19 protein-coding genes are annotated in these 17,544 nt (G+C 49.7%); 3 read left to right on the top strand and 16 right to left on the bottom strand.

Going from position 1 to position 17,544, the window contains the following annotated elements; all coding sequences use genetic code 11:
- Positions 1-28: 28 nt before the first annotated feature.
- Complete coding sequence (locus tag BLT35_RS02510; protein ID WP_062408652.1) at positions 29-889, top strand: alpha/beta fold hydrolase; 861 nt, start codon at positions 29-31, stop codon at positions 887-889.
- Positions 890-891: 2 nt separating this feature from the next.
- On the opposite strand, the gene BLT35_RS02505 is transcribed toward BLT35_RS02510, so the two are convergent.
- The 13 genes from BLT35_RS02505 to BLT35_RS02445 form a co-directional block, all read right to left on the bottom strand.
- A complete protein-coding gene (locus BLT35_RS02505) occupies positions 892-1,641 on the bottom strand; it encodes a sulfite exporter TauE/SafE family protein (RefSeq protein ID WP_062408653.1) in 750 nt (249 codons plus the stop codon).
- A gap of 62 nt (positions 1,642-1,703) precedes the next feature.
- On the bottom strand, positions 1,704-2,051 hold the full coding sequence (locus BLT35_RS02500; protein ID WP_074726919.1) for an XdhC family protein: 348 nt from the start codon (positions 2,049-2,051) through the stop codon (positions 1,704-1,706).
- On the bottom strand, positions 2,051-3,325 hold the full coding sequence (locus tag BLT35_RS02495; protein ID WP_217634693.1) for a TRAP transporter large permease: 1,275 nt from the start codon (positions 3,323-3,325) through the stop codon (positions 2,051-2,053). Before BLT35_RS02495 ends, BLT35_RS02500 begins: the two co-directional genes overlap by 1 nt.
- Positions 3,297-3,797 (bottom strand): TRAP transporter small permease, encoded by a 501-nt coding sequence (locus BLT35_RS02490; protein WP_074726918.1) that lies wholly within the window; start codon positions 3,795-3,797, stop codon positions 3,297-3,299. Before BLT35_RS02490 ends, BLT35_RS02495 begins: the two co-directional genes overlap by 29 nt.
- Positions 3,798-3,822: 25 nt before the next feature.
- Positions 3,823-4,893 (bottom strand): TRAP transporter substrate-binding protein, encoded by a 1,071-nt coding sequence (locus BLT35_RS02485; RefSeq protein ID WP_235594339.1) that lies wholly within the window; start codon positions 4,891-4,893, stop codon positions 3,823-3,825.
- Between the two features lie 18 nt (positions 4,894-4,911).
- Positions 4,912-5,601 (bottom strand): isochorismatase family protein, encoded by a 690-nt coding sequence (locus tag BLT35_RS02480; RefSeq protein WP_054818384.1) that lies wholly within the window; start codon positions 5,599-5,601, stop codon positions 4,912-4,914.
- Between the two features lie 48 nt (positions 5,602-5,649).
- Complete coding sequence (locus BLT35_RS02475; protein WP_074726917.1) at positions 5,650-6,369, bottom strand: RraA family protein; 720 nt, start codon at positions 6,367-6,369, stop codon at positions 5,650-5,652.
- Positions 6,370-6,861, bottom strand: a complete 492-nt coding sequence (locus BLT35_RS02470; protein ID WP_074726916.1) for a (2Fe-2S)-binding protein — start codon at positions 6,859-6,861, stop codon at positions 6,370-6,372.
- Between the two features lie 18 nt (positions 6,862-6,879).
- Positions 6,880-9,240, bottom strand: a complete 2,361-nt coding sequence (locus tag BLT35_RS02465) for a xanthine dehydrogenase family protein molybdopterin-binding subunit (protein ID WP_074726915.1) — start codon at positions 9,238-9,240, stop codon at positions 6,880-6,882.
- 5 nt (positions 9,241-9,245) lie between these two features.
- The gene (locus BLT35_RS02460; RefSeq protein ID WP_054818375.1) at positions 9,246-10,118 is read right to left on the bottom strand and encodes an FAD binding domain-containing protein; all 873 of its coding nucleotides are present in this window, start codon (positions 10,116-10,118) and stop codon (positions 9,246-9,248) included.
- Positions 10,119-10,145: 27 nt separating this feature from the next.
- Positions 10,146-10,607 (bottom strand): SRPBCC family protein, encoded by a 462-nt coding sequence (locus BLT35_RS02455; protein WP_062408658.1) that lies wholly within the window; start codon positions 10,605-10,607, stop codon positions 10,146-10,148.
- A 16-nt stretch (positions 10,608-10,623) separates the two neighbouring features.
- The gene (locus BLT35_RS02450; protein WP_062408659.1) at positions 10,624-11,328 is read right to left on the bottom strand and encodes a cyclase family protein; all 705 of its coding nucleotides are present in this window, start codon (positions 11,326-11,328) and stop codon (positions 10,624-10,626) included.
- Positions 11,329-11,410: 82 nt separating this feature from the next.
- The gene (locus BLT35_RS02445) at positions 11,411-12,220 is read right to left on the bottom strand and encodes an IclR family transcriptional regulator (protein ID WP_074726914.1); all 810 of its coding nucleotides are present in this window, start codon (positions 12,218-12,220) and stop codon (positions 11,411-11,413) included.
- 293 nt (positions 12,221-12,513) lie between these two features.
- On the opposite strand from BLT35_RS02445, the gene BLT35_RS02440 reads away from it, so the two are divergent.
- On the top strand, positions 12,514-13,437 hold the full coding sequence (locus BLT35_RS02440; protein WP_074726952.1) for a S66 peptidase family protein: 924 nt from the start codon (positions 12,514-12,516) through the stop codon (positions 13,435-13,437).
- Positions 13,438-13,575: 138 nt separating this feature from the next.
- On the opposite strand, the gene fumC is transcribed toward BLT35_RS02440, so the two are convergent.
- The 3 genes from fumC to BLT35_RS02425 all read right to left on the bottom strand — a co-directional run bounded on the left by fumC (position 13,576) and on the right by BLT35_RS02425 (position 17,078).
- Positions 13,576-14,964, bottom strand: a complete 1,389-nt coding sequence (gene fumC, locus BLT35_RS02435) for a class II fumarate hydratase (protein ID WP_062408661.1) — start codon at positions 14,962-14,964, stop codon at positions 13,576-13,578.
- 199 nt (positions 14,965-15,163) lie between these two features.
- Positions 15,164-16,375 carry a CynX/NimT family MFS transporter gene (locus BLT35_RS02430; RefSeq protein WP_074726913.1) on the bottom strand — a complete coding sequence of 404 codons (1,212 nt, stop codon included), beginning with the start codon at positions 16,373-16,375 and terminating at the stop codon, positions 15,164-15,166.
- A 7-nt stretch (positions 16,376-16,382) separates the two neighbouring features.
- Positions 16,383-17,078, bottom strand: a complete 696-nt coding sequence (locus BLT35_RS02425; protein ID WP_054818372.1) for a FadR/GntR family transcriptional regulator — start codon at positions 17,076-17,078, stop codon at positions 16,383-16,385.
- A gap of 182 nt (positions 17,079-17,260) precedes the next feature.
- Between BLT35_RS02425 and BLT35_RS02420 the strand changes: the two genes are divergently transcribed.
- Positions 17,261-17,455 carry a hypothetical protein gene (locus BLT35_RS02420; RefSeq protein WP_054818371.1) on the top strand — a complete coding sequence of 65 codons (195 nt, stop codon included), beginning with the start codon at positions 17,261-17,263 and terminating at the stop codon, positions 17,453-17,455.
- Positions 17,456-17,544: the final 89 nt, after the last annotated feature.

Raw genomic sequence — 17,544 nt, 5'->3', positions numbered from 1 at the left:
ATTCGAAGGAATCGAGGAGTAGTATCCCATGTCTAAACATATAGCTGATCATCTGTATGTTTCAAACATTCGGCAGCATGCCTTATATTGCCGTATCTGGATACCTGTTAACGCTAAAGCACTTATTATTTTTCTGCATGGGGCGGGACAGCACTCGGGACATTACTCCTGTATCGGCACGGAGTGTTTAAACCGGCGGGTCGCTCTCGCCGCGCCAGACCTGCGGGGTTTCGGACGTTCGGGGGGAAGACGGGGGCACATTCTTCGATTCCAGGAATATTTGGATGATCTGGAAGAACTGGTCTCCCGCTTGCAGAAGCAGTATTCGGGATTGCCGATCTATCTGTTCGGCCATAGTATGGGTGGTCTCATCGCCATACGTTATGTTCAACGGTTTCCCGGCAACATAGCCGGCGTTCTGTTGTCTTCCCCGGCCCTGGGAATTTATCCGCCTCCGTTCATCATCAGAAAATGCATTGAATTTTTTTCGGTCGTCGCTCCAACCCTGCCTCTTGACCTGATCAGGTGGAACGAAATCTTAAGAAGACTCAAATGCTTCCGGGCGAGTTTGCCCGATTGGACCTCCGATGCCATAAAAGAAGAACAGCTGCCGACCATCTGTTATACTCCGCGCTGGTGTACGGAAATGATGCATCACGGTAAAATGGCTATAACGGAAATCCAGAATTTTCATTTCCCGGCATTATGTCTGTACGATGTATACGATCCGGTAGTCAACGTCAAGCTTATTGAACATTTTTTTGAAATCATGCCCTCAAAAGATAAGACAAGTATCGTCTACCAGGACGGCGAGCATCAGCCTCTGCAAGGCAGCCGACAAAAAGAAGCGCTGGAGCAAATTTTTCAATGGTTAACTCCCCGTCTATAACCTCATAACATGGTTTGAATCGACTTGAATAATAAAGCCGACGCACTTAATGTCATCATGATCAGCACGGAATAACGAAACACTTGATCGGAGATTTTCTTTTGCAATGCAAAGGCTGCCGCAAGCGCCAACAGGGCCGGGACGATCGCCCCTATCGAATAATAAATGACCGGGCCATGGTAAAGCCCCAGTTTATAAACGGTCATAAGCTGTATAACATCAATCGTCACAAAAAAACTGTTGATCATAAACAAAAATTCGTCCCGGCTCATCTTCATCTGCAGCATATACATGCTGATGATCGGACCGCTGGCACCGGCGGCGCCCTGGGCGGTCCCAGCGATGAACCCTACCGTCGCATCCAGCCGTCTCCTCTGCTTGATCGCGGGAAAAACGGCGAAAAAAGAGGTGCCGACAAAAAGAAGAATGATGACACCCAGAACTGCCGACAGAATGGACGGATGGATGCGAACCAACGCATAGGAACCGACTGCGATGCCGCACATTCCAAACATCATCAAGGAAGCGGCGTTTTTGATCAAGCCCCAATTTTTCGGTGTTCTGATCAACATGATTATATCCGTTAGAAGTGTAGGCACGATGGTAATCGCAATGGCGGTTTGCAGATCAAACAAGAGCGTCAAAACCGGCGTGGCCACAACAGGAAGTCCCATGCCGCTGATGCCTTTGGCGAATCCTGCAACCAGCAGGGCCAACACCGCGATAAAAATTGCAATCGCTGATATCGTCAAAAAAATCACCCGGTTTTAGGCCGTATTTTTTCATTGCAGCTCAGGTGCTTCATGATATAACACTATATTCCACAGATAGGTCTCATGCTTGCGCTGGCGGCAGTCCCCGGATTCCTCCGCTCCTCCGATGCCGCTAACCGGTTATCGTGAATGGCTCCCGGCTTATCACGCAAAAATTGAGGAGAGCGCCGGTTTCTGACGGCCAATAATTCCGCCGCTATGCTGACCGCGACTTCTTCTGCCGTTTCTGCACCTAAATCCAAACCGATAGGACTGTATATGACATCACGTAAGGATTCTAATCGTGTTGAATCGATCTTTACGATTTCATGCAGGATGCGTTCGGTTCTGCTTTTGGGTCCAAGAAACCCGATGTAGGATACCTGTTGAGAACAATACAGGCGAGCCATTATTTCATTAAATCCGGAAGCCACATATATAATTGCGGGATATAACTGATAATCGCCAAAGACAATAAATACCAGACCCAGAACGGCTTCAAGCTGGCAACCACTTCGGCCATAGACTTTTTGAACACGCCCTGACTGACGAATAAATTCAAGCCGAACGGCGGAGTGAACATGCCAATGGCAAGATTGACGGTCATAATCAGCCCCATTTGAATCAGATCAATCCCCAAAGCATTACAGATGGGTACCAATAATGGGGTAATGACCAGAACAGCCGAGGTCGGATCAAAAAACATCCCGACAAGCAGCAAAAATAAATTGATAATTAATATAAACACAACCGGTGACAAATCCGACGTCAAAGCCGTCAGTTTTTGCGGCACTTGAGCAAAGGTCAGGGCTTGCGAAAACACGGTGCTTGAGGCGATGATAATAAAAATTTGTGTATTCAGCATCATTGCATCTTTTATCGCGCCGAAAAATGTACGCAGACCCATTTCCCTGTAGATAAAAATGGCTACAACCGTGGCATAAACAGCGGCTACGGACGCGGCTTCTGTCGGCGTGAACAGTCCCCCGTAGATACCGCCCAAAATCACTGCGGGCAAAATAAGGATCCAAAAAGCATTTTTGGTTCTCAGCATAAATTCTTTAAAAGAAAACCGCTCTGCCGTCTCCACCTTGTTCGAGCGCCAGATAATATAAAACGAAATCAGGCCTCCGATCAGTAAAGCCGGGACGATCCCCGTCAAGAAGAGGGCTCCTGTCGATATGGAAGCTGTGGCGCCATACAAAATCATCGTAATACTTGGCGGCATAACGACCGCGAGAGCCCCGCAGGAAGTCAAGAGTCCGAGTGCAAAGGATTCTCCTGACGCTTTTGAGATTTCCGGATACAGAATTTTACCGACCGTTGCTGTTGATGCAGCGGACGAGCCGGATATCGTAGCGAAAAATTCACTTGCCAATACCCCTGTTAACGGCGCACCGCCACGATACCTGCTGACCAGGTAGAATAACCAATTGACCATGCGCTTGGCCATGGAGCTGGTCTCCATTAATGCGCCCGCCAACAGGAAAAAAGGTACGGCCGCCAGCGTAAATTTAAACACACTATCGAATAAAACCAATACAATGGAAGACATGTCCATGTTCATTTCAAACACAAGGATATAGATCCCTGTGGTCAGCAAAGAAATATAAATCGGGAATCCCAGCGCCAAAAACACAATAAAAAGAATCGCACTAATGATCATGGGGGCCACCGTCTTCATCCGACATAAAGAGCTGTACAAGTTTGGTCAATGTTGTTAAAGCAAATCCGACAAATATAATCCCGAATAGTAAATATAAAGGAATGCCTAAAGATGCCGTTTTATTGCCTACATCCATGTTTCTTTGCACGACTTCCCAAGAAGCCGCCGTGAGGCAAATCGATACGGCCAATATTAAGAGATGATGCGATTTCCGGATCCAAAACTTAACTTTCTTCGGGAATAAGTCGAAAACAACGGACACATTCAACTGCTTGTTGGTCCATTCCACATAGGCTAACGGCAAAAAAACGAGGAGCACCAGCAGAATGCTGTCCATCTCTTCCGTGCCGATCCAAGGTTTATTCAATGCTTTACGCATGACCACATTGACAAAGGTGAGAAAAGTCCCTATTAAAAAGCATACGGCAATTACGGTTAGAACGACCTTCCAAGCTTGCTCCGTCACACTCTTCAGCCCACTATTTTTCAAGGATAACTCCCCCGATACTTAACGATTAGTTCGTTTTGAATTGTGCCTGGATTTTGGAGATAATTTCTTTCGATCCCGGAACTCTGGCTTCAAACTTAGAGATGATCGGCTTGGAAGCTTCCACCAATTGCTGATGGAATTCGGCGCCGGGCTCGATCACTGTCACGCCCTCTTTTTTCATTTCCTCGATCGACTGGAGATCTCTCTCTTTGGCATATTGATGGGCCTCATCCGTAATTTCCACGGCAGCCTCTTTAACCGCCTTCTGCAAATGCTCAGGCAGGGAGTTTAACCAATTCGTGTTGGCCATAAATATGGAGATCTCCGCGCCTTTAGGCTCCATCAATAAATATTTAGCGCTTTCATAATATTTTCCAGAATGAAAAAAGCTTGCGGCGCTTTCCAAACCGTCAATAGTCCCCTGCTGCAGCGCCGTGAACAGCTCGGGCACGCCCATGGCTACTCCTGCGCCGCCCCAGGCGTTAATCTGATCTACCAATACAGGCGCACCCATAACGCGAATCTTTTTGCCTTTCAGGTCTTCCATTTTTTCGACCTTGTCTTTAAGCAGAATCGTACGAGGGCCGTATTCGTAATAACGCAGAGCCGTGATGCCTTGCTTATCCAAGCTTGCTTCAAACAGCTTTCCGCCTTCCCCATTCAGAAATTCCGTCGCTTTCTGTACATCTGGCCATAAATAAGGAATGTCAACGATCGTCATCAGCTCATTAAACCCGCCTAAGAACGCCGTAGGCTGCACCATACCTTGTATGGAGCCCTGCGTAAGCATTTGAAGCATCTGGTCGTTGCTTCCCAACTGGCTGGCCGGATAGAGCTCCACTTTCAATTGACCGTTGCTTTTCGCTTCGGCAGCTTTTTTAAACAGTTCCATTTCATGAGTTTGCGGATCGTTCGTTGTAGCCGTGGCAAATCTCATCGTGTAGGTTTTGCCGTCCGTCTTGGATACGTCGGACCCTTGCTTGGCTGCCGGTTCTCCATCGCTGCCGACTGACGCTGCAGGCGCAGAAGATCCGCAGGCGCTAACGAGCATCACAGACATCAACCATAACAGGACCAGACCGTGCTTTACTTTCATTTTCACTGGAAACACCCCTTATAAATATGTATTTAGCTTTGCCGATACCTCAGCGGCCGGCATGACGTCCGCATACTTCATATCCAGATCCAGCAAAGTGGCCTTATGCGAAACCGATATTCGGTCTTTTACGCATTCTTCAGGAATAATCACATGGTAATTATATGAAGCGGCATCAACGACGGTGGCCCGCACACAGCCTGCGGTAACGAATCCCGTAACAATTAAGGTATCGATGCCCAATGAACGGAGAATCGTCTCGAACGGAGTAGCAAAGAAAACGCTTGCATATAACTTGTCAATGACGATTTCATGATCCAAAGGCTTCAGCGGTGCTACGATTTCGTTTCCGCTTTCATTCCGGTGAAGGCGCTGCGTTCCTTCCTTCTTCATCTTCCTTCTGAAGGAATCATATACGGCGTCTTTTTCCGCTGTAATCCACCGGGAATGGATCACCGGAATCCCCTTCTGTCTGGCCAGCTTCAGCAAGACTTCTGTCTTGTCCACCGCATCCCATGCTTCCTCGCCGATACTGGAAGGATACTTGGCAATGGATTGCTCAATGGGAAGACGTTCACCGACAAAATGAACCTGCGCATCGATAATTACCAAAGCCGGAGTCTTGCCAAAACCGCGCCTTCCTCCAAAAATGCTGTTCTTTACAACCCAGGCGTCTCTCTCGTTTAAAATATCATCCCATGATGACATACGGCTTCCCCTCCCCACAATGATTAACTCATAACCAACGCAACGGCCTTATTCTAAAAGTCTTTCCTTTTTAATCCCAGGCACAAGGCCCTTTTCCCGCATGACGGAATCCAACCAGGCAGGAAGAGCCTGCCCCCTTGCAATCTCCTCCTTCCGTTTGATCTCCCGCTGTTCTGATTGTTTCATCTTGTCAAGCACCGAAGACAGCCCTTCTCTCTGAATGATGACCACTCCATCGTCGTCCCCGACGACGAGATCCCCCGGGCGAACGACAACACCGCCGCAAGTCATCTCTCCATTAACAAAGCCTGGACCGTTTTTCTCTACGCTGACCGGAGCTGTGCCCCGGCAAAAAACGGGGAAATCGAGCCGCCGGATGGCGGCGCCGTCGCGAACGATCCCGTCTACGACCAGACCACCCAATGCCAGAGCCATCGCCGTATGCGTCATCAGCTCGCCCCAGACGGCCCTGCGCTGCCCGCCATTGGTATTGACGACCAGCACGTCTCCCGGCCGCGCCAGCTGCAGCGCTTTGTAGAGCATCAGATTGTCATTTGCAGGAAGATCGACCGTAACGGCACTGCCCCACACCCGTTTTCCGGAGCCGAGCGGCTTGATCCCAGGGTCCATAGCCCCTGTCCGATTTTGCGAATCCGTTACGTCCGTTGAGCTTGCATGCTGCAGTTGTTGGATTAAAGCGGCATCCGCCCTATCGAATGTTTCGATAAAGCCGAAACCGATCCCGCCAATGATGCTTGGTTCTTTCATTTAATGGGCTCCTTCCATTCTGTCCGCCTGAATCATCTGCGAGGCCGCCTGGATGGCTTGAATGATCTGCCCGTAGCTGGCACATCGGCATATATTTCCGGACATAAACTCTTTAATCTCATCCTCGGACGGATCGGGGTTTTCCTCCAGCAATTTTTTGGCCATCAGAATCATGCCGGGCGTACAATAACCGCATTGGAATGCCGTATGCTCCATAAAAGCTTCCTGCACCGGATGAAGCGCGTCCTCTGTTTCCAAGCCTTCAATCGTCACGATCTCTTCCCCGTCTGCGGCTGGCGCCATATAGAGGCAGCTGCTGACCGGATTTCCGGAAACGATGACGGTGCATACGCCGCACAGTCCGAGCGCGCAGGTTTCGCGGGCACCCCCCAAGTGAAACCGGCTGCGCAGAACATCAAGCAGGCTCTCACCCGGAGAAACTGACGCGGAAACCTGTCTTCCGTTTAACTTAAAGCTGATTTGCTTGTTCAAGTTGATCGCTCCTTACGTTTAGATTTGCTGCTGTAATTCCGAGGTTCTTTGTTGTTGAACTTCCCTGATGGCCCGCAAGACTTTCTCCGGAGTCAACGGCATACTTTTGACCCTGGCTCCTGTCGCCTGATAAAGAGCATTGGCGATCGCGGGCTGGACGCCGAAGGATGCCGTCTCGCCCACTCCCTTGGCACCGAACGGCCCCTCCGGATGGGGAACCTCCACGATGATCGTTTCTGATTTGCCCGGCAAATCTTTAAATGTAGGAACCTTGTAATCGGCCATGTTCGCATTGATCATTTGACCGTAATCGTATCGGCATTCTTCAAACAACGCTTGCCCGATCTGCATCACCGCCGCACCATATAACTGCTGATGGACCTGGAATGGATTGATGGCCTTGCCGACATCGCCGGCCGACACCATGTGCAGAATATCGATTTTGCCCGTTTCGGTATCCACCTCGATTTCAACCGCCGTTCCTCCCGGAAACCAGAAAATGGCCACATCCTCCGATTGACCCGTTTCAGGATCGGGGCTTTGATAATGACTTTCAAATACATATTTTCCGATGATACAGCCCGCCGGCATATGAAAGATGTCTTTGATCGCCTCTTTTAACGTCATCGCCAGTTCGGGGCGTCCTGCAACATGCACCTTTTCATCCGCAAGAGACAAAAGCTCCGCGGACACATCATATTTTCCGGAAACATGAGCAAAAATTTGATCCCTGATGTCCTCGGCCGCTTTCAAAATCGCATTGCCCATATAAAACGTCGAGCGGCTTGCGGCAGTTATGGTATCGTAAGGCGTGACATCGGTATCGGGGTGTACTACGGTGACCTTTTCGAGAGGTAATCCAAGCACCTCGGCGGCGATTTGTCCCATCATGGTGTCCGAACCCTGCCCCATATCTACTGTGCTGCAGAATACCGATGCGCTGCCGTCGGCGAACAGGTTGACGATCGAGCCAGAAATCGACGGAGTTAATACGGCTTTTAGTCCAATCGCCGTTCCTTTGGCACGGATTTTGCTTCCGCTGCGATGTATGGCACCAGCCTGTTTTTCTTTATAAAATGCCGTCCATTCAATGCTTCTGTCCAATTCCTCAATAATTTGATCAAGACCGACCGAAGTCATTTTTTGCCCTGTGGCGTGGATTTTCCCCTCGGTCAGCACCTGCTTGCGGCGGAAATCGAGCGGGTCCCATCCCATTTTGGCCGCAATAATATCCATTTGCGATTCATATGCCCACACCAGCTGCGGTACGCCGAAGCCCCGGAAAGCCCCGGCAGGAACATTATTCGTATATACGCAGTAGGAGTCGATGCTCACGTTCGGTATATCGTATGGGCCTGCTGCGGTAAAGCCTGATTTTTGCGTAATCCGCGGGCCGATATCGGCATAAGCGCCCGTATCCCAGTACACCTGACAATCGCGGGCGACAATGCGTCCGTCGTTCGTGACGCCGGTACGCATCTTAAAGACCGTTGCATGCTTGGTCAGCGTAATAAATACTTCCTCCATCGTCAGCGCCAGTTTCACCGGTTTTTTCACGATCAGCGCCAGCACCGCAACCAAGGCTTCGATTTTGACATAAAGCTTGGTTCCGAAGCCTCCGCCCAAATAAGGGACTCGAACGCGAATCTGGCTTTCCGGCTTTTTCAATACATAAGCGACCTCACTGCGGATAAATGAAGGGCTTTGATTGGCCGTCCAAATATTCATCCTGCCGTTGGAATCCAGTTGGGCAACCGCCACGTGCTGCTCCATGGGAAGATGAACCGCCGCAGGCGTCCGGAACGTATCCTCGAAGATATGATCCGCTTCCGCGAAGCCTTTCTCCAGATCCCCGTGACGCAGCTTATAATGCAAGCAGACATTGCTCCCTTCCTTAGGCAGCAGATTTTTCAAATCCGCAAAGCTGCCGGCGGGCCTGATCACTTCATGAACGATTGGCGCTCCTTCTTTGGCCGCCTCAAGCACATCGAATACAGGCTCCAGTTCTTCATAATCTGCATTGATATAGTTGACCGCATCGGCGGCAATGGCCGCAGTTTCGGCAATAACGGCAGCAACCGGATCACCTATGTAACATACCTTGTCGAATGCCAAAACCGGCTGATCGCGAAACGCAGGACCGTAATGCATATGGATGTCCATATTCTGCAAATCGGCGCCGGTTACGACCTTTACGACTCCGGGGATTTGCTCCGCTGCGCTGGTATCAATGCTTTTAATCCTTCCATGCGGCACCGTGCTTCGCAGCACCTTGATATGCAGCATGCCTGGAAGCTCCATGTTCATCACGTATTCGGCCTGGCCCGTAATCTTCCCTTTACTTTCGATCCGGCGATGAGATTGTCCTATAACCGGCATTCTGTTCACCCCTTCTGCCCTTCCGGCAATAATTGCTGTAACACCCTGCGGACATGGACCTTCAGCATTTCCTTCTTATACCAGGAACTTCCCCGTAAATCCTCGGAAGGCTCCACCGCATGAAAGGCCATTTCGGCTGCTTGCTCTATCCATGCTTCACTGCCTGGCTTGCCCAACAGCAACTGCTCGACCGCCTCCAGCTTCGCAGGCACATCCGTTACGGCGCTGACCGCCATACGCACATCGCAAAGGATTCCCTGCTCCTGCTGAATAAAAGCGGCGACCCCCAACGTAGGCCAGTCGTCGTTGGACAGTGTCGTATATTTGATGTAAGCCCCCTTCAACCCGGGGTCGGTCTTGGGTAAAAGCACTTCCGTGACCAGTTCGTCGGGGCGGACAGCCGTCACATAATAGCCTTGGAAAAAGTCAGCCAGCGGAATCCATCTGTCTCCCCTTACACTTTCCACTTTCACCTTGGCATCCAAGGCCAACAGGATCGGTGGCAAATCCAGATGGGCATCTCCGTGTGATAAATTGCCGCCAATACTGGCCACATAGCGGATTCTCGGGTTAGCCACATGATGAAGCGCTTTCGAAATGACCGGATAGTTTTGTTCGATGAATGGAGATGTCTCCATTTCCCGCAGCGTAGTCATCGCGCCGATCCGCAGGTTCCCATCATTATCCGGCCGAATGTAATTTAACTCACACCTCACCTTTTTCAAACTGATTAACCGTTCCGGTTGATAAATCCCCTGCTTGATGATCAACGAAAGCGCGGTTCCTCCACTAACCACACGGGTCAGATCATCTCCCGACGCCAGCGCATGCTTCACATCCTCCAGCGTTTCCGGTTCCACCCATTCAACATTCAGCATCCTGCCATCCTCCTCCCTCAATATCGGTTAATGTTGCACTTCCGTAGGCTCCAGCGCCTGCCGGATATTCTCAGCGAACTGCCCGCCCATCTCCGCCGCTTTTGAGCGAAATGCGGATTGTCCCAGCGAGCCCAGCTTACCGGCCATGCTCATATCCATGATGTAATGAACCTGAGTAGCTCCTTCAGCCGGTGCGGTCAGATTCATTTGGGCCTTCATTTTCAGCTGTCCGACCAGCGACATCGGTTTCCCGTCCACCTCGGACACAAGCTGCTGTGGAGGCGTCATTTCCGTAATCCGAACATTCAGATGAAAGCGGAGCTTCATAAAAGCGATTTGTACGGAAGCCACAGCCCGGTATATCCCGTTTCCCATATCCTTGACTTCCTCACAGCCTGGCAGGCATCGCGCCAGAGATTCGGTATCCATCAAAAAGTGCCATACCTTCTCCTGGTCCGCTTTAATTTCAAACTTGTCTTCAATGATCATTCCTTGAACCTCCCGTTTATGAATTCCAGGCCAGATCAAAAATAGCCGCTGCCCTTGTCGGGCCGGCAGTTCCGCCTCTAACCTTGAGCGGCAAGCCGATATAGATAAACCTTTTTCCTGCAACCGCTTTCAAATCACCTAAGTTTTCCGTATTAAGCAGCCCCCTTTCGCGGCAAACGGTATGTGCGGGCTTCCATTCTTCTCCCTGATGGGGGCTGACATCGATACTGACCGCATCGATTCCGATATGAATCGCTCCCTGATCGGCAAGCCACTCCGCCGCTTCCCGGTCCAAGCCCGGATTTTTCTGATGATAATCGGGCCTGGGAAAATGACGTTCGTATGTACCGGTATAAATCAGTACGGTACCGCCAGGCGGTATGGTCAAATCGGCTTTACGGCAAGCATCCTGCAATGCGTTCCTCGTAATAAAAGCAGAATCGGGGACATGGCTTACATCCAGACAAACCGCAGGTCCTATACATTTCTCCAGCGGGATTTGTTCAATCGATAGAGCATTCTTGTCCGGATCCATGTGTGTAAACGAATCCGTATGCGTTCCCGCATGCTCCGACATCAGCAGCGTATTGACGGCAAACGTCCATTTACCGTCCTCCTTCACGGTTAACTGTGTCATCGGAAAAATCACGGTGGGCTGGTGACCCGGATAAACAGGCTGGCCTCTAAAAACCTCTTGCGACAGATCAACAATTCGCGGCAATGGGAACACTCCTTTTCGAAAATAATATTTCTTCCTGAAACTTAGTTTACTATTCAGTCTAAAAAAATTTATATACATGGTTTCAGGGCATCGTTATCTTTCCCGATTTATTAGGGCTATAGCCCAGATCAAATGACCTGAGAAGCGATGCATCAAATAAATCGACTTCTTCCCTGCAGATATGGACAAGCTCCTCGATCCGGCTTGCCGTCATTTTAAAGTGAGGCGCGGCGGTCACCAGCATAGCGACGACTTGTTCATCCAAAGTGATCGGTACAGAAACGGCAATGACATCTTGATTGATTTCCTGATCTGCGATGGCATAGCCCTTGGAGCGAACCTCCGCCAAATTCTTAAGAAGGGTGTCCAGATCGGTGATCGTGTGCTCCGTATATGCTTTTAGACCATTTTGGCTGATAATCGAGGTCACTTCCTGATCGGTCAAGCTCGCTAACCAAACCTTGCCGACAGCCGTTGCATGATATGGGGCTTTCTGGCCTAACATGGAAGCAACTCTTAAGGGATTGGTTCCCTCCGCCTTCTCGATGAAAAAGATACCCTCCTTCTTCACCACCGCCAATTGAACCAGCTCGCCGGTTCGTTTGGCAATCCGTTCCAGCATCGGATAAAAAATATCATTGATCTCCAGAGCATTGATGTGGCGATAAGCCATGCTCAAGAAATAAAATGACAGCTTGTAGTAACGGGTTTTGCTGTCCCTTTCTACATACCCTCCCTCGAGCAGGGTGGTTAAAATCCGTGAAATGACACTTTTCGGAAGCTGTGTCCGGTTTTCCAATTCGGTCACGCTGACGCCGTTGACTTCACCCACCAAAATTTCCATGACTTGAAAAGTACGTTCCACTGCAGCCAAGGCGCTGTATGCGGTCATCCATGTTTCCTCCTGCCTAACCTAATGACTACTTCAGATGTAATCGATGTTCGTGGATACAATACCAAAACCCAATTACTTCCTGAAACTTAGTTTACTATGGTTTTTGCATTAATTCAATACATTTTTCATGTTTTTTTGCAGATTTATACAAATTGCTGACCTATGAATGAAACTATCAGCGCTGCTCCCGTATTGTTCGGCATAAACCTAAAGTTTTCGTTATGTAAACCGATGATTTCCATATAATTGTTATAAAAGACTCATATGCTCAGCGGGAGGAATGTATGCTTATGGCAATTCGGCCCCCAATATTAAAAAAAGGCGATACGATTGGAGTCGTGACATTGGGAAGTCCATTAGATGTAGAAGTCATTAATGCGCGGGTAGATACTCTGAAAAGTATGGGGTTTAATGTCGTACTGGGGGATTATGTCTATTCCCGGAACGGATTTCTTGCGGGCTCAGATCAGGAACGGGCCTCGGATTTGATGAAAATGTTTGAAAACCCGCAGGTCAATATGATTCTGCCGTCGCGAGGAGGAGTAGGAGTCGCCGGTATTCTTCCGTATCTTGATTATCATCTGATTCATAATAATCCAAAAATTATAACAGGCTACAGCGATATCACGATCTTGTTAAACGTGCTTTATCAACAAGCTAATTTAATCACCTTTCAAAGCCTTCTGCTGATTGATTTCAGACCCGATACGCCTGCATATAATTTCAACCAGTTTTTTTCCGCTACGTCTTCCTATTCTTCTTATCGGCTCATTCAAAATCCCCCGGGAATCCCCTTAATCAGCAAAGTGCAGGGCAATGTGACCGGTCCTCTCGTCGGAGGCAATCTGACATCGTTTGTCGGTACGTTGGGCACACCTTTTGAAATCGATACGAGGGGTAAAATTCTGCTCATAGAAGACACACACGAACCCACCAATACCATCTACAGATATTTGAACCATTTGAAACTGGCCGGAAAGTTCCGGGATTGCACCGGTATCGTTATGGGCGAATGTACCGGCTGTCAGTTCGCTTACGGCAAATCATACGAAGACCTGATCAACGAATTCATTGTCCCGCTGGGGAAACCCCTCATGACGAACCTTGCAACCGCGCATGGAACATATAAAGCGGCGCTCCCCATCGGCGCGATGGTGAATTTAAATACGTATAACCATACATTGGCCGTGCTTGAGCCTACGGTCAGCCTATAGACGCATCGGGCCTGCTTCCGTCGGGATGGCAGGCCAAATATCCGACGGGAATGGAGGCTCATCAATATCGGTAAAATTAAGGATCTTAAACGAACATCCCCTAGCTTCAAAAGCAAAGGGATGTTCGTCCAAGATCATTTATTCCTTCGGATGAATCATATCCTCCGGACGTACGATGGAGTCAAACTGCTCCGAGGTTAAATAACCGCTCCTTAAAGCTGCTTCCTTCAGAGTCAGGCCTTCCTTATGCGCAAGCTTGGCGATGGATGCGGCCTTCTCATACCCGATATGCGGGTTCAACGCGGTGACGAGCATCAGAGATTGCTCCAGATGACGGTCAATGACGGCGCGGTTAGGCTCAATACCAACAGCGCAATGGTCGTTGAATGAATTCATCGCATCCGACAGAAGCCGGACGGATTGCAAGAAATTGTGGATGATGACAGGCTTGAATACATTCAGTTCAAAATTCCCCTGACTTGCTGCAAATCCAATCACCGCATCATTGCCCATCACTTGGCAAACCACCATCGTGAGCGCCTCGCTCTGCGTAGGGTTCACCTTCCCGGGCATAATCGAGCTGCCCGGCTCGTTCTCGGGGATTTTGATCTCGCCGATTCCGCTTCGCGGACCGCTGGCCAGCCAGCGAACGTCGTTGGCGATTTTCATCAAATCCGCTGCCAGCGCCTTCAATGCTCCATGAGTGTATACGATTTGATCGTGGCTTGTCAGACCATGAAATTTATTGGCGGCGGAGACGAAGGTCCTGCCGGTCTCCCGTGATATTTCTGCCGCTACGGTTTCTCCGAATTTCGGATGCGCGTTCAAACCGGTACCTACGGCTGTCCCGCCAATAGCCAGCTCCTTCATGGATTCTACGCTTTGGCGAATCATCCTCCCGGTGGTATCCAGCATCGCCCACCAGCCGCTGATTTCCTGCCCTAAAGTAAGCGGCGTAGCATCCTGCAGATGAGTTCGTCCGATTTTGACGATATCGGCGAAGGCTTCCATCTTGCTTCGCAGCGTCTCCTTCAGCTTGTCCAGAGCCGGCAGCAGCTGCTCCTCCACCGCCAACACTCCAGCGATATGCATTGCGGTCGGGAAGGTATCGTTAGAGCTTTGCGACCGGTTCACATCGTCATTGGGATGAATACGGATGCTGCTCCCCTTCTCTGCGAGCAGCTGCGTGGCCCGAGCGGCGATGACTTCATTGGCGTTCATATTTGACTGCGTACCGCTTCCGGTCTGCCAAACGACCAGCGGGAATTGGTCGTCCCACTTCCCGTCGATCACTTCGGCTGCCGCCGCCGTGATCGCTTCAGCCTTCTCAGGTTCAAGCTTGCCCAGCTTAAGATTTGCCTGTGCGGCCGCTTTTTTCAGCAGCGCAAAAGCGCGTACCACTTCTACAGGCATTCGTTCCGTTCCGATGCGGAAATTTTCACTGCTTCGCTGCGTCTGCGCCCCCCAAAGCTTGTCTGCGGGAACCTTGATTTCCCCCATCGTATCTCGTTCAATTCTGTATTCCATGTGGGCTACCTCCTTTGTTTAATGTCATTTTACCATAGATTACCCATTATTATGAAATATACATTGATAAAGTTTCGACAAAGGCTGAACACACCGGGGGCTTAACGGCGCATGGAAGAGGCTTGCCTTCCGTCAGGAGAGTAAAACACATGAGCCGGGGATCGCAATGATCCCCGGCTCCGGATTTATCCTTTCATGGTTAAGACGATTCTTTGGAAGTCACATAGCCGCTGGCCGCTCCATAACCGGCAATCATCAGCATGACGGCAGAGGCCAACAAAAAGATCAACGGAAGGGTCCACCCATTCGTTACATCATGAAGCAAACCAAAAAGTGTCGGTCCCGTAGCCGCCATCAAGTACCCTACAGCTTGAGCCATGCCTGATAATTCGGCGGCTTGCTGCGAATCGCGCGTTCGAAGAACGAAGAACATCATAGCCAAACTAAATGCGGAACCTACTCCAATACCGAGCAGTATCATCCATAGTACGACCAAGGATAAATTGCCGCTAAGCAATCCGAGGCAGCCAATAATCAGTGAGATCCCGGTCATGATTACCAATTGGCGCTGATTCGAAAATCGGCTTGCCAGCACAGGAACGGCAAAGGTGAGCGGCAAAATGATAAATTGGAGCAGCGAAAGCATCCAACCTGCCGTTTCATTGCTCATTCCCCGTTGCTGAAGGATTTCCGGGAGCCACGCGACCATCATATAAAATACTAATGATTGCGATCCCATATAAATCGTCACGCTCCATGCCAGGCGTGAGCGCCATAACTGACCGCCCTTCTTGTTGACCTGGGCAATGGGGGTATGACGGCGATGACGCAGCTGCGGGAGCCAAATCAGAATCGCGGCAAAAGAAAGAAGCGCCCAGCATCCCAGTGCTGCGCCCCAACCCAATCCAAGTCCTCCGGTAATCGGTATGCTGATTCCTGAAGCGATGGCCCCGCATAAGTTCATGGAGACGGCATAAATGCCTGTCATGACTCCGATGCGTTCAGGGAACTCCCTTTTCACCAGGCTGGGTACAAGTACGTTGCATACCGAAATCGCAAGCCCCAACAATAAAGTACCCAGAAACAACATGCCAACTCCAGGAATCGATCGTATCAATATCCCTATGGTCAGAACAATCATCCCCGCAAGCAGGGTATGTTCAATGCCTATCTTGCGGGCAAATCGGGGTGCAAACGGAGAGAGCAGTGCAAAAGCAAGCAGCGGCAGGGTGGTCAAAGCCCCGGCCAATGTATTCGAAATTCCTGTTGCGTTCCGAATCTCTCCAATGATCGGGCCGACGGCCGTAATCGGCGCACGGAGATTTGCAGCAACCAATATGATTCCTGCCAAAAGCATGGAAAAGCCTGCACGTGTTTGCAGGCGTTGATTCACTAATTCCTGTTGCAGCATGAAGCAGTTACTCCTCTCTATTGTCGCTTTGCAGCATGTGTCGGGAAGCTTCTATATAATCGCGAACAGCTTGCGCCGCACCATCGGGATTACCGTCTATGATGGCCTGGATCAGCTCGCGGTGTATCCTGGTATGATGCTCTAAAAGAACAGAATGATCCAGCACGCTGCCGATCGTTTCTCTCACACCTTCCGTGATATGTTCATACAATTCTTTGAGCACGCTGTTGTGGGCCGCACCAATAATGATCTTGTGAAGGTCCAGGTCAGCCTTTAAATAGGCGTCCGTGTCTTTCATCGCTGCCGCTGCGTCATATTCGTTCAAGCATCTGCTTAAAACCTCAATGTCCTCATCGGTACGCCGTACGGCCGCTAAACGAGCGGCTTCCTGTTCCAGAGCGTACCGAACCTCCAGCGTCTCCACAATATTGGAACGGCGCAGGCGGCGCAGCAATACGGCGCCAAGACCGCTTGAAGAGCTTACATATGTACCGTCGCCTGGACGAACGATCAGAAGTCCTGTATGAACGAGCGCCTTCACAGCCTCCCGTACCGTATTCCTGCTTACTCCAAGCTGCTGAACAAGATCTGGCTCAGCCGGAATGCGTAATCCCACCGACCATTTACCCGTCTCAATAAGAAGCTCCATTTGAGCTACGACTTGTTCAACCAGTGTCGTTCGCGATGCCCGCTTGAGCCCCAATAGTCAACCCTCCAAACATCGGATGTTTAATTTTGATATTATAACGCTAATCCTGGAGTTTGAACAGTCCCCTTTCCTCATCCTGATAAGCAATAACAGAAGCAATGGCGTCTAAAAACAACCTTTTTTATCGAATCATGTAATAAGACTTAAAAATTTTGGAAGCTAAGAGGTATACCACCATGAGATTCGTGACCAAAACCAGGCTGGACTATCTTCAATCCATGATTCAAGCCATGGGAAATGATGATGAACATAAACTGGCATTGCATATCCTCGAATCCATTAAACGGGATATTGAAGAAAATTATGCGGAAATTAAAAAACCGATCCGGCTGCATGATAAGCTGAAGGATCGGTCCGAAAATACATATTGAAGGCAGGTTCGGTTCAATACATTTTGTTGCATTTATGTAAACTATGTTTACACCTTCGCCCGATTAAGTGTAAAATAAGGCAAAAACAA

The sequence above is a fragment of the Paenibacillus naphthalenovorans genome, assembly GCF_900099895.1.
Classification (GTDB): Bacteria; Bacillota; Bacilli; order Paenibacillales; family NBRC-103111; genus Paenibacillus_G; species Paenibacillus_G naphthalenovorans.
Note: the sequence above shows the minus strand (reverse complement) of the source record. Positions and strands in the feature narration are given on the sequence as shown.

What these genes read in the sequence shown, in the direction of transcription:
- BLT35_RS02510 (WP_062408652.1), top strand. Translation starts at nt 29, where the DNA reads ATGTCTAAACATATAGCTGATCATCTGTATGTTTCAAACATTCGGCAG.
- BLT35_RS02500 (WP_074726919.1), bottom strand. Translation starts at nt 2,051, where the DNA reads ATGGCTCGCCTGTATTGTTCTCAACAGGTATCCTACATCGGGTTTCTT.
- BLT35_RS02495 (WP_217634693.1), bottom strand. Translation starts at nt 3,325, where the DNA reads ATGAAGACGGTGGCCCCCATGATCATTAGTGCGATTCTTTTTATTGTG.
- BLT35_RS02485 (WP_235594339.1), bottom strand. Translation starts at nt 4,893, where the DNA reads ATGAAAGTAAAGCACGGTCTGGTCCTGTTATGGTTGATGTCTGTGATG.
- BLT35_RS02480 (WP_054818384.1), bottom strand. Translation starts at nt 5,601, where the DNA reads ATGTCATCATGGGATGATATTTTAAACGAGAGAGACGCCTGGGTTGTA.
- BLT35_RS02475 (WP_074726917.1), bottom strand. Translation starts at nt 6,369, where the DNA reads ATGAAAGAACCAAGCATCATTGGCGGGATCGGTTTCGGCTTTATCGAA.
- BLT35_RS02465 (WP_074726915.1), bottom strand. Translation starts at nt 9,240, where the DNA reads ATGCCGGTTATAGGACAATCTCATCGCCGGATCGAAAGTAAAGGGAAG.
- BLT35_RS02460 (WP_054818375.1), bottom strand. Translation starts at nt 10,118, where the DNA reads ATGCTGAATGTTGAATGGGTGGAACCGGAAACGCTGGAGGATGTGAAG.
- BLT35_RS02455 (WP_062408658.1), bottom strand. Translation starts at nt 10,607, where the DNA reads ATGATCATTGAAGACAAGTTTGAAATTAAAGCGGACCAGGAGAAGGTA.
- BLT35_RS02445 (WP_074726914.1), bottom strand. Translation starts at nt 12,220, where the DNA reads ATGACCGCATACAGCGCCTTGGCTGCAGTGGAACGTACTTTTCAAGTC.
- BLT35_RS02440 (WP_074726952.1), top strand. Translation starts at nt 12,514, where the DNA reads ATGGCAATTCGGCCCCCAATATTAAAAAAAGGCGATACGATTGGAGTC.
- fumC (WP_062408661.1), bottom strand. Translation starts at nt 14,964, where the DNA reads ATGGAATACAGAATTGAACGAGATACGATGGGGGAAATCAAGGTTCCC.
- BLT35_RS02430 (WP_074726913.1), bottom strand. Translation starts at nt 16,375, where the DNA reads ATGCTGCAACAGGAATTAGTGAATCAACGCCTGCAAACACGTGCAGGC.
- BLT35_RS02420 (WP_054818371.1), top strand. Translation starts at nt 17,261, where the DNA reads ATGAGATTCGTGACCAAAACCAGGCTGGACTATCTTCAATCCATGATT.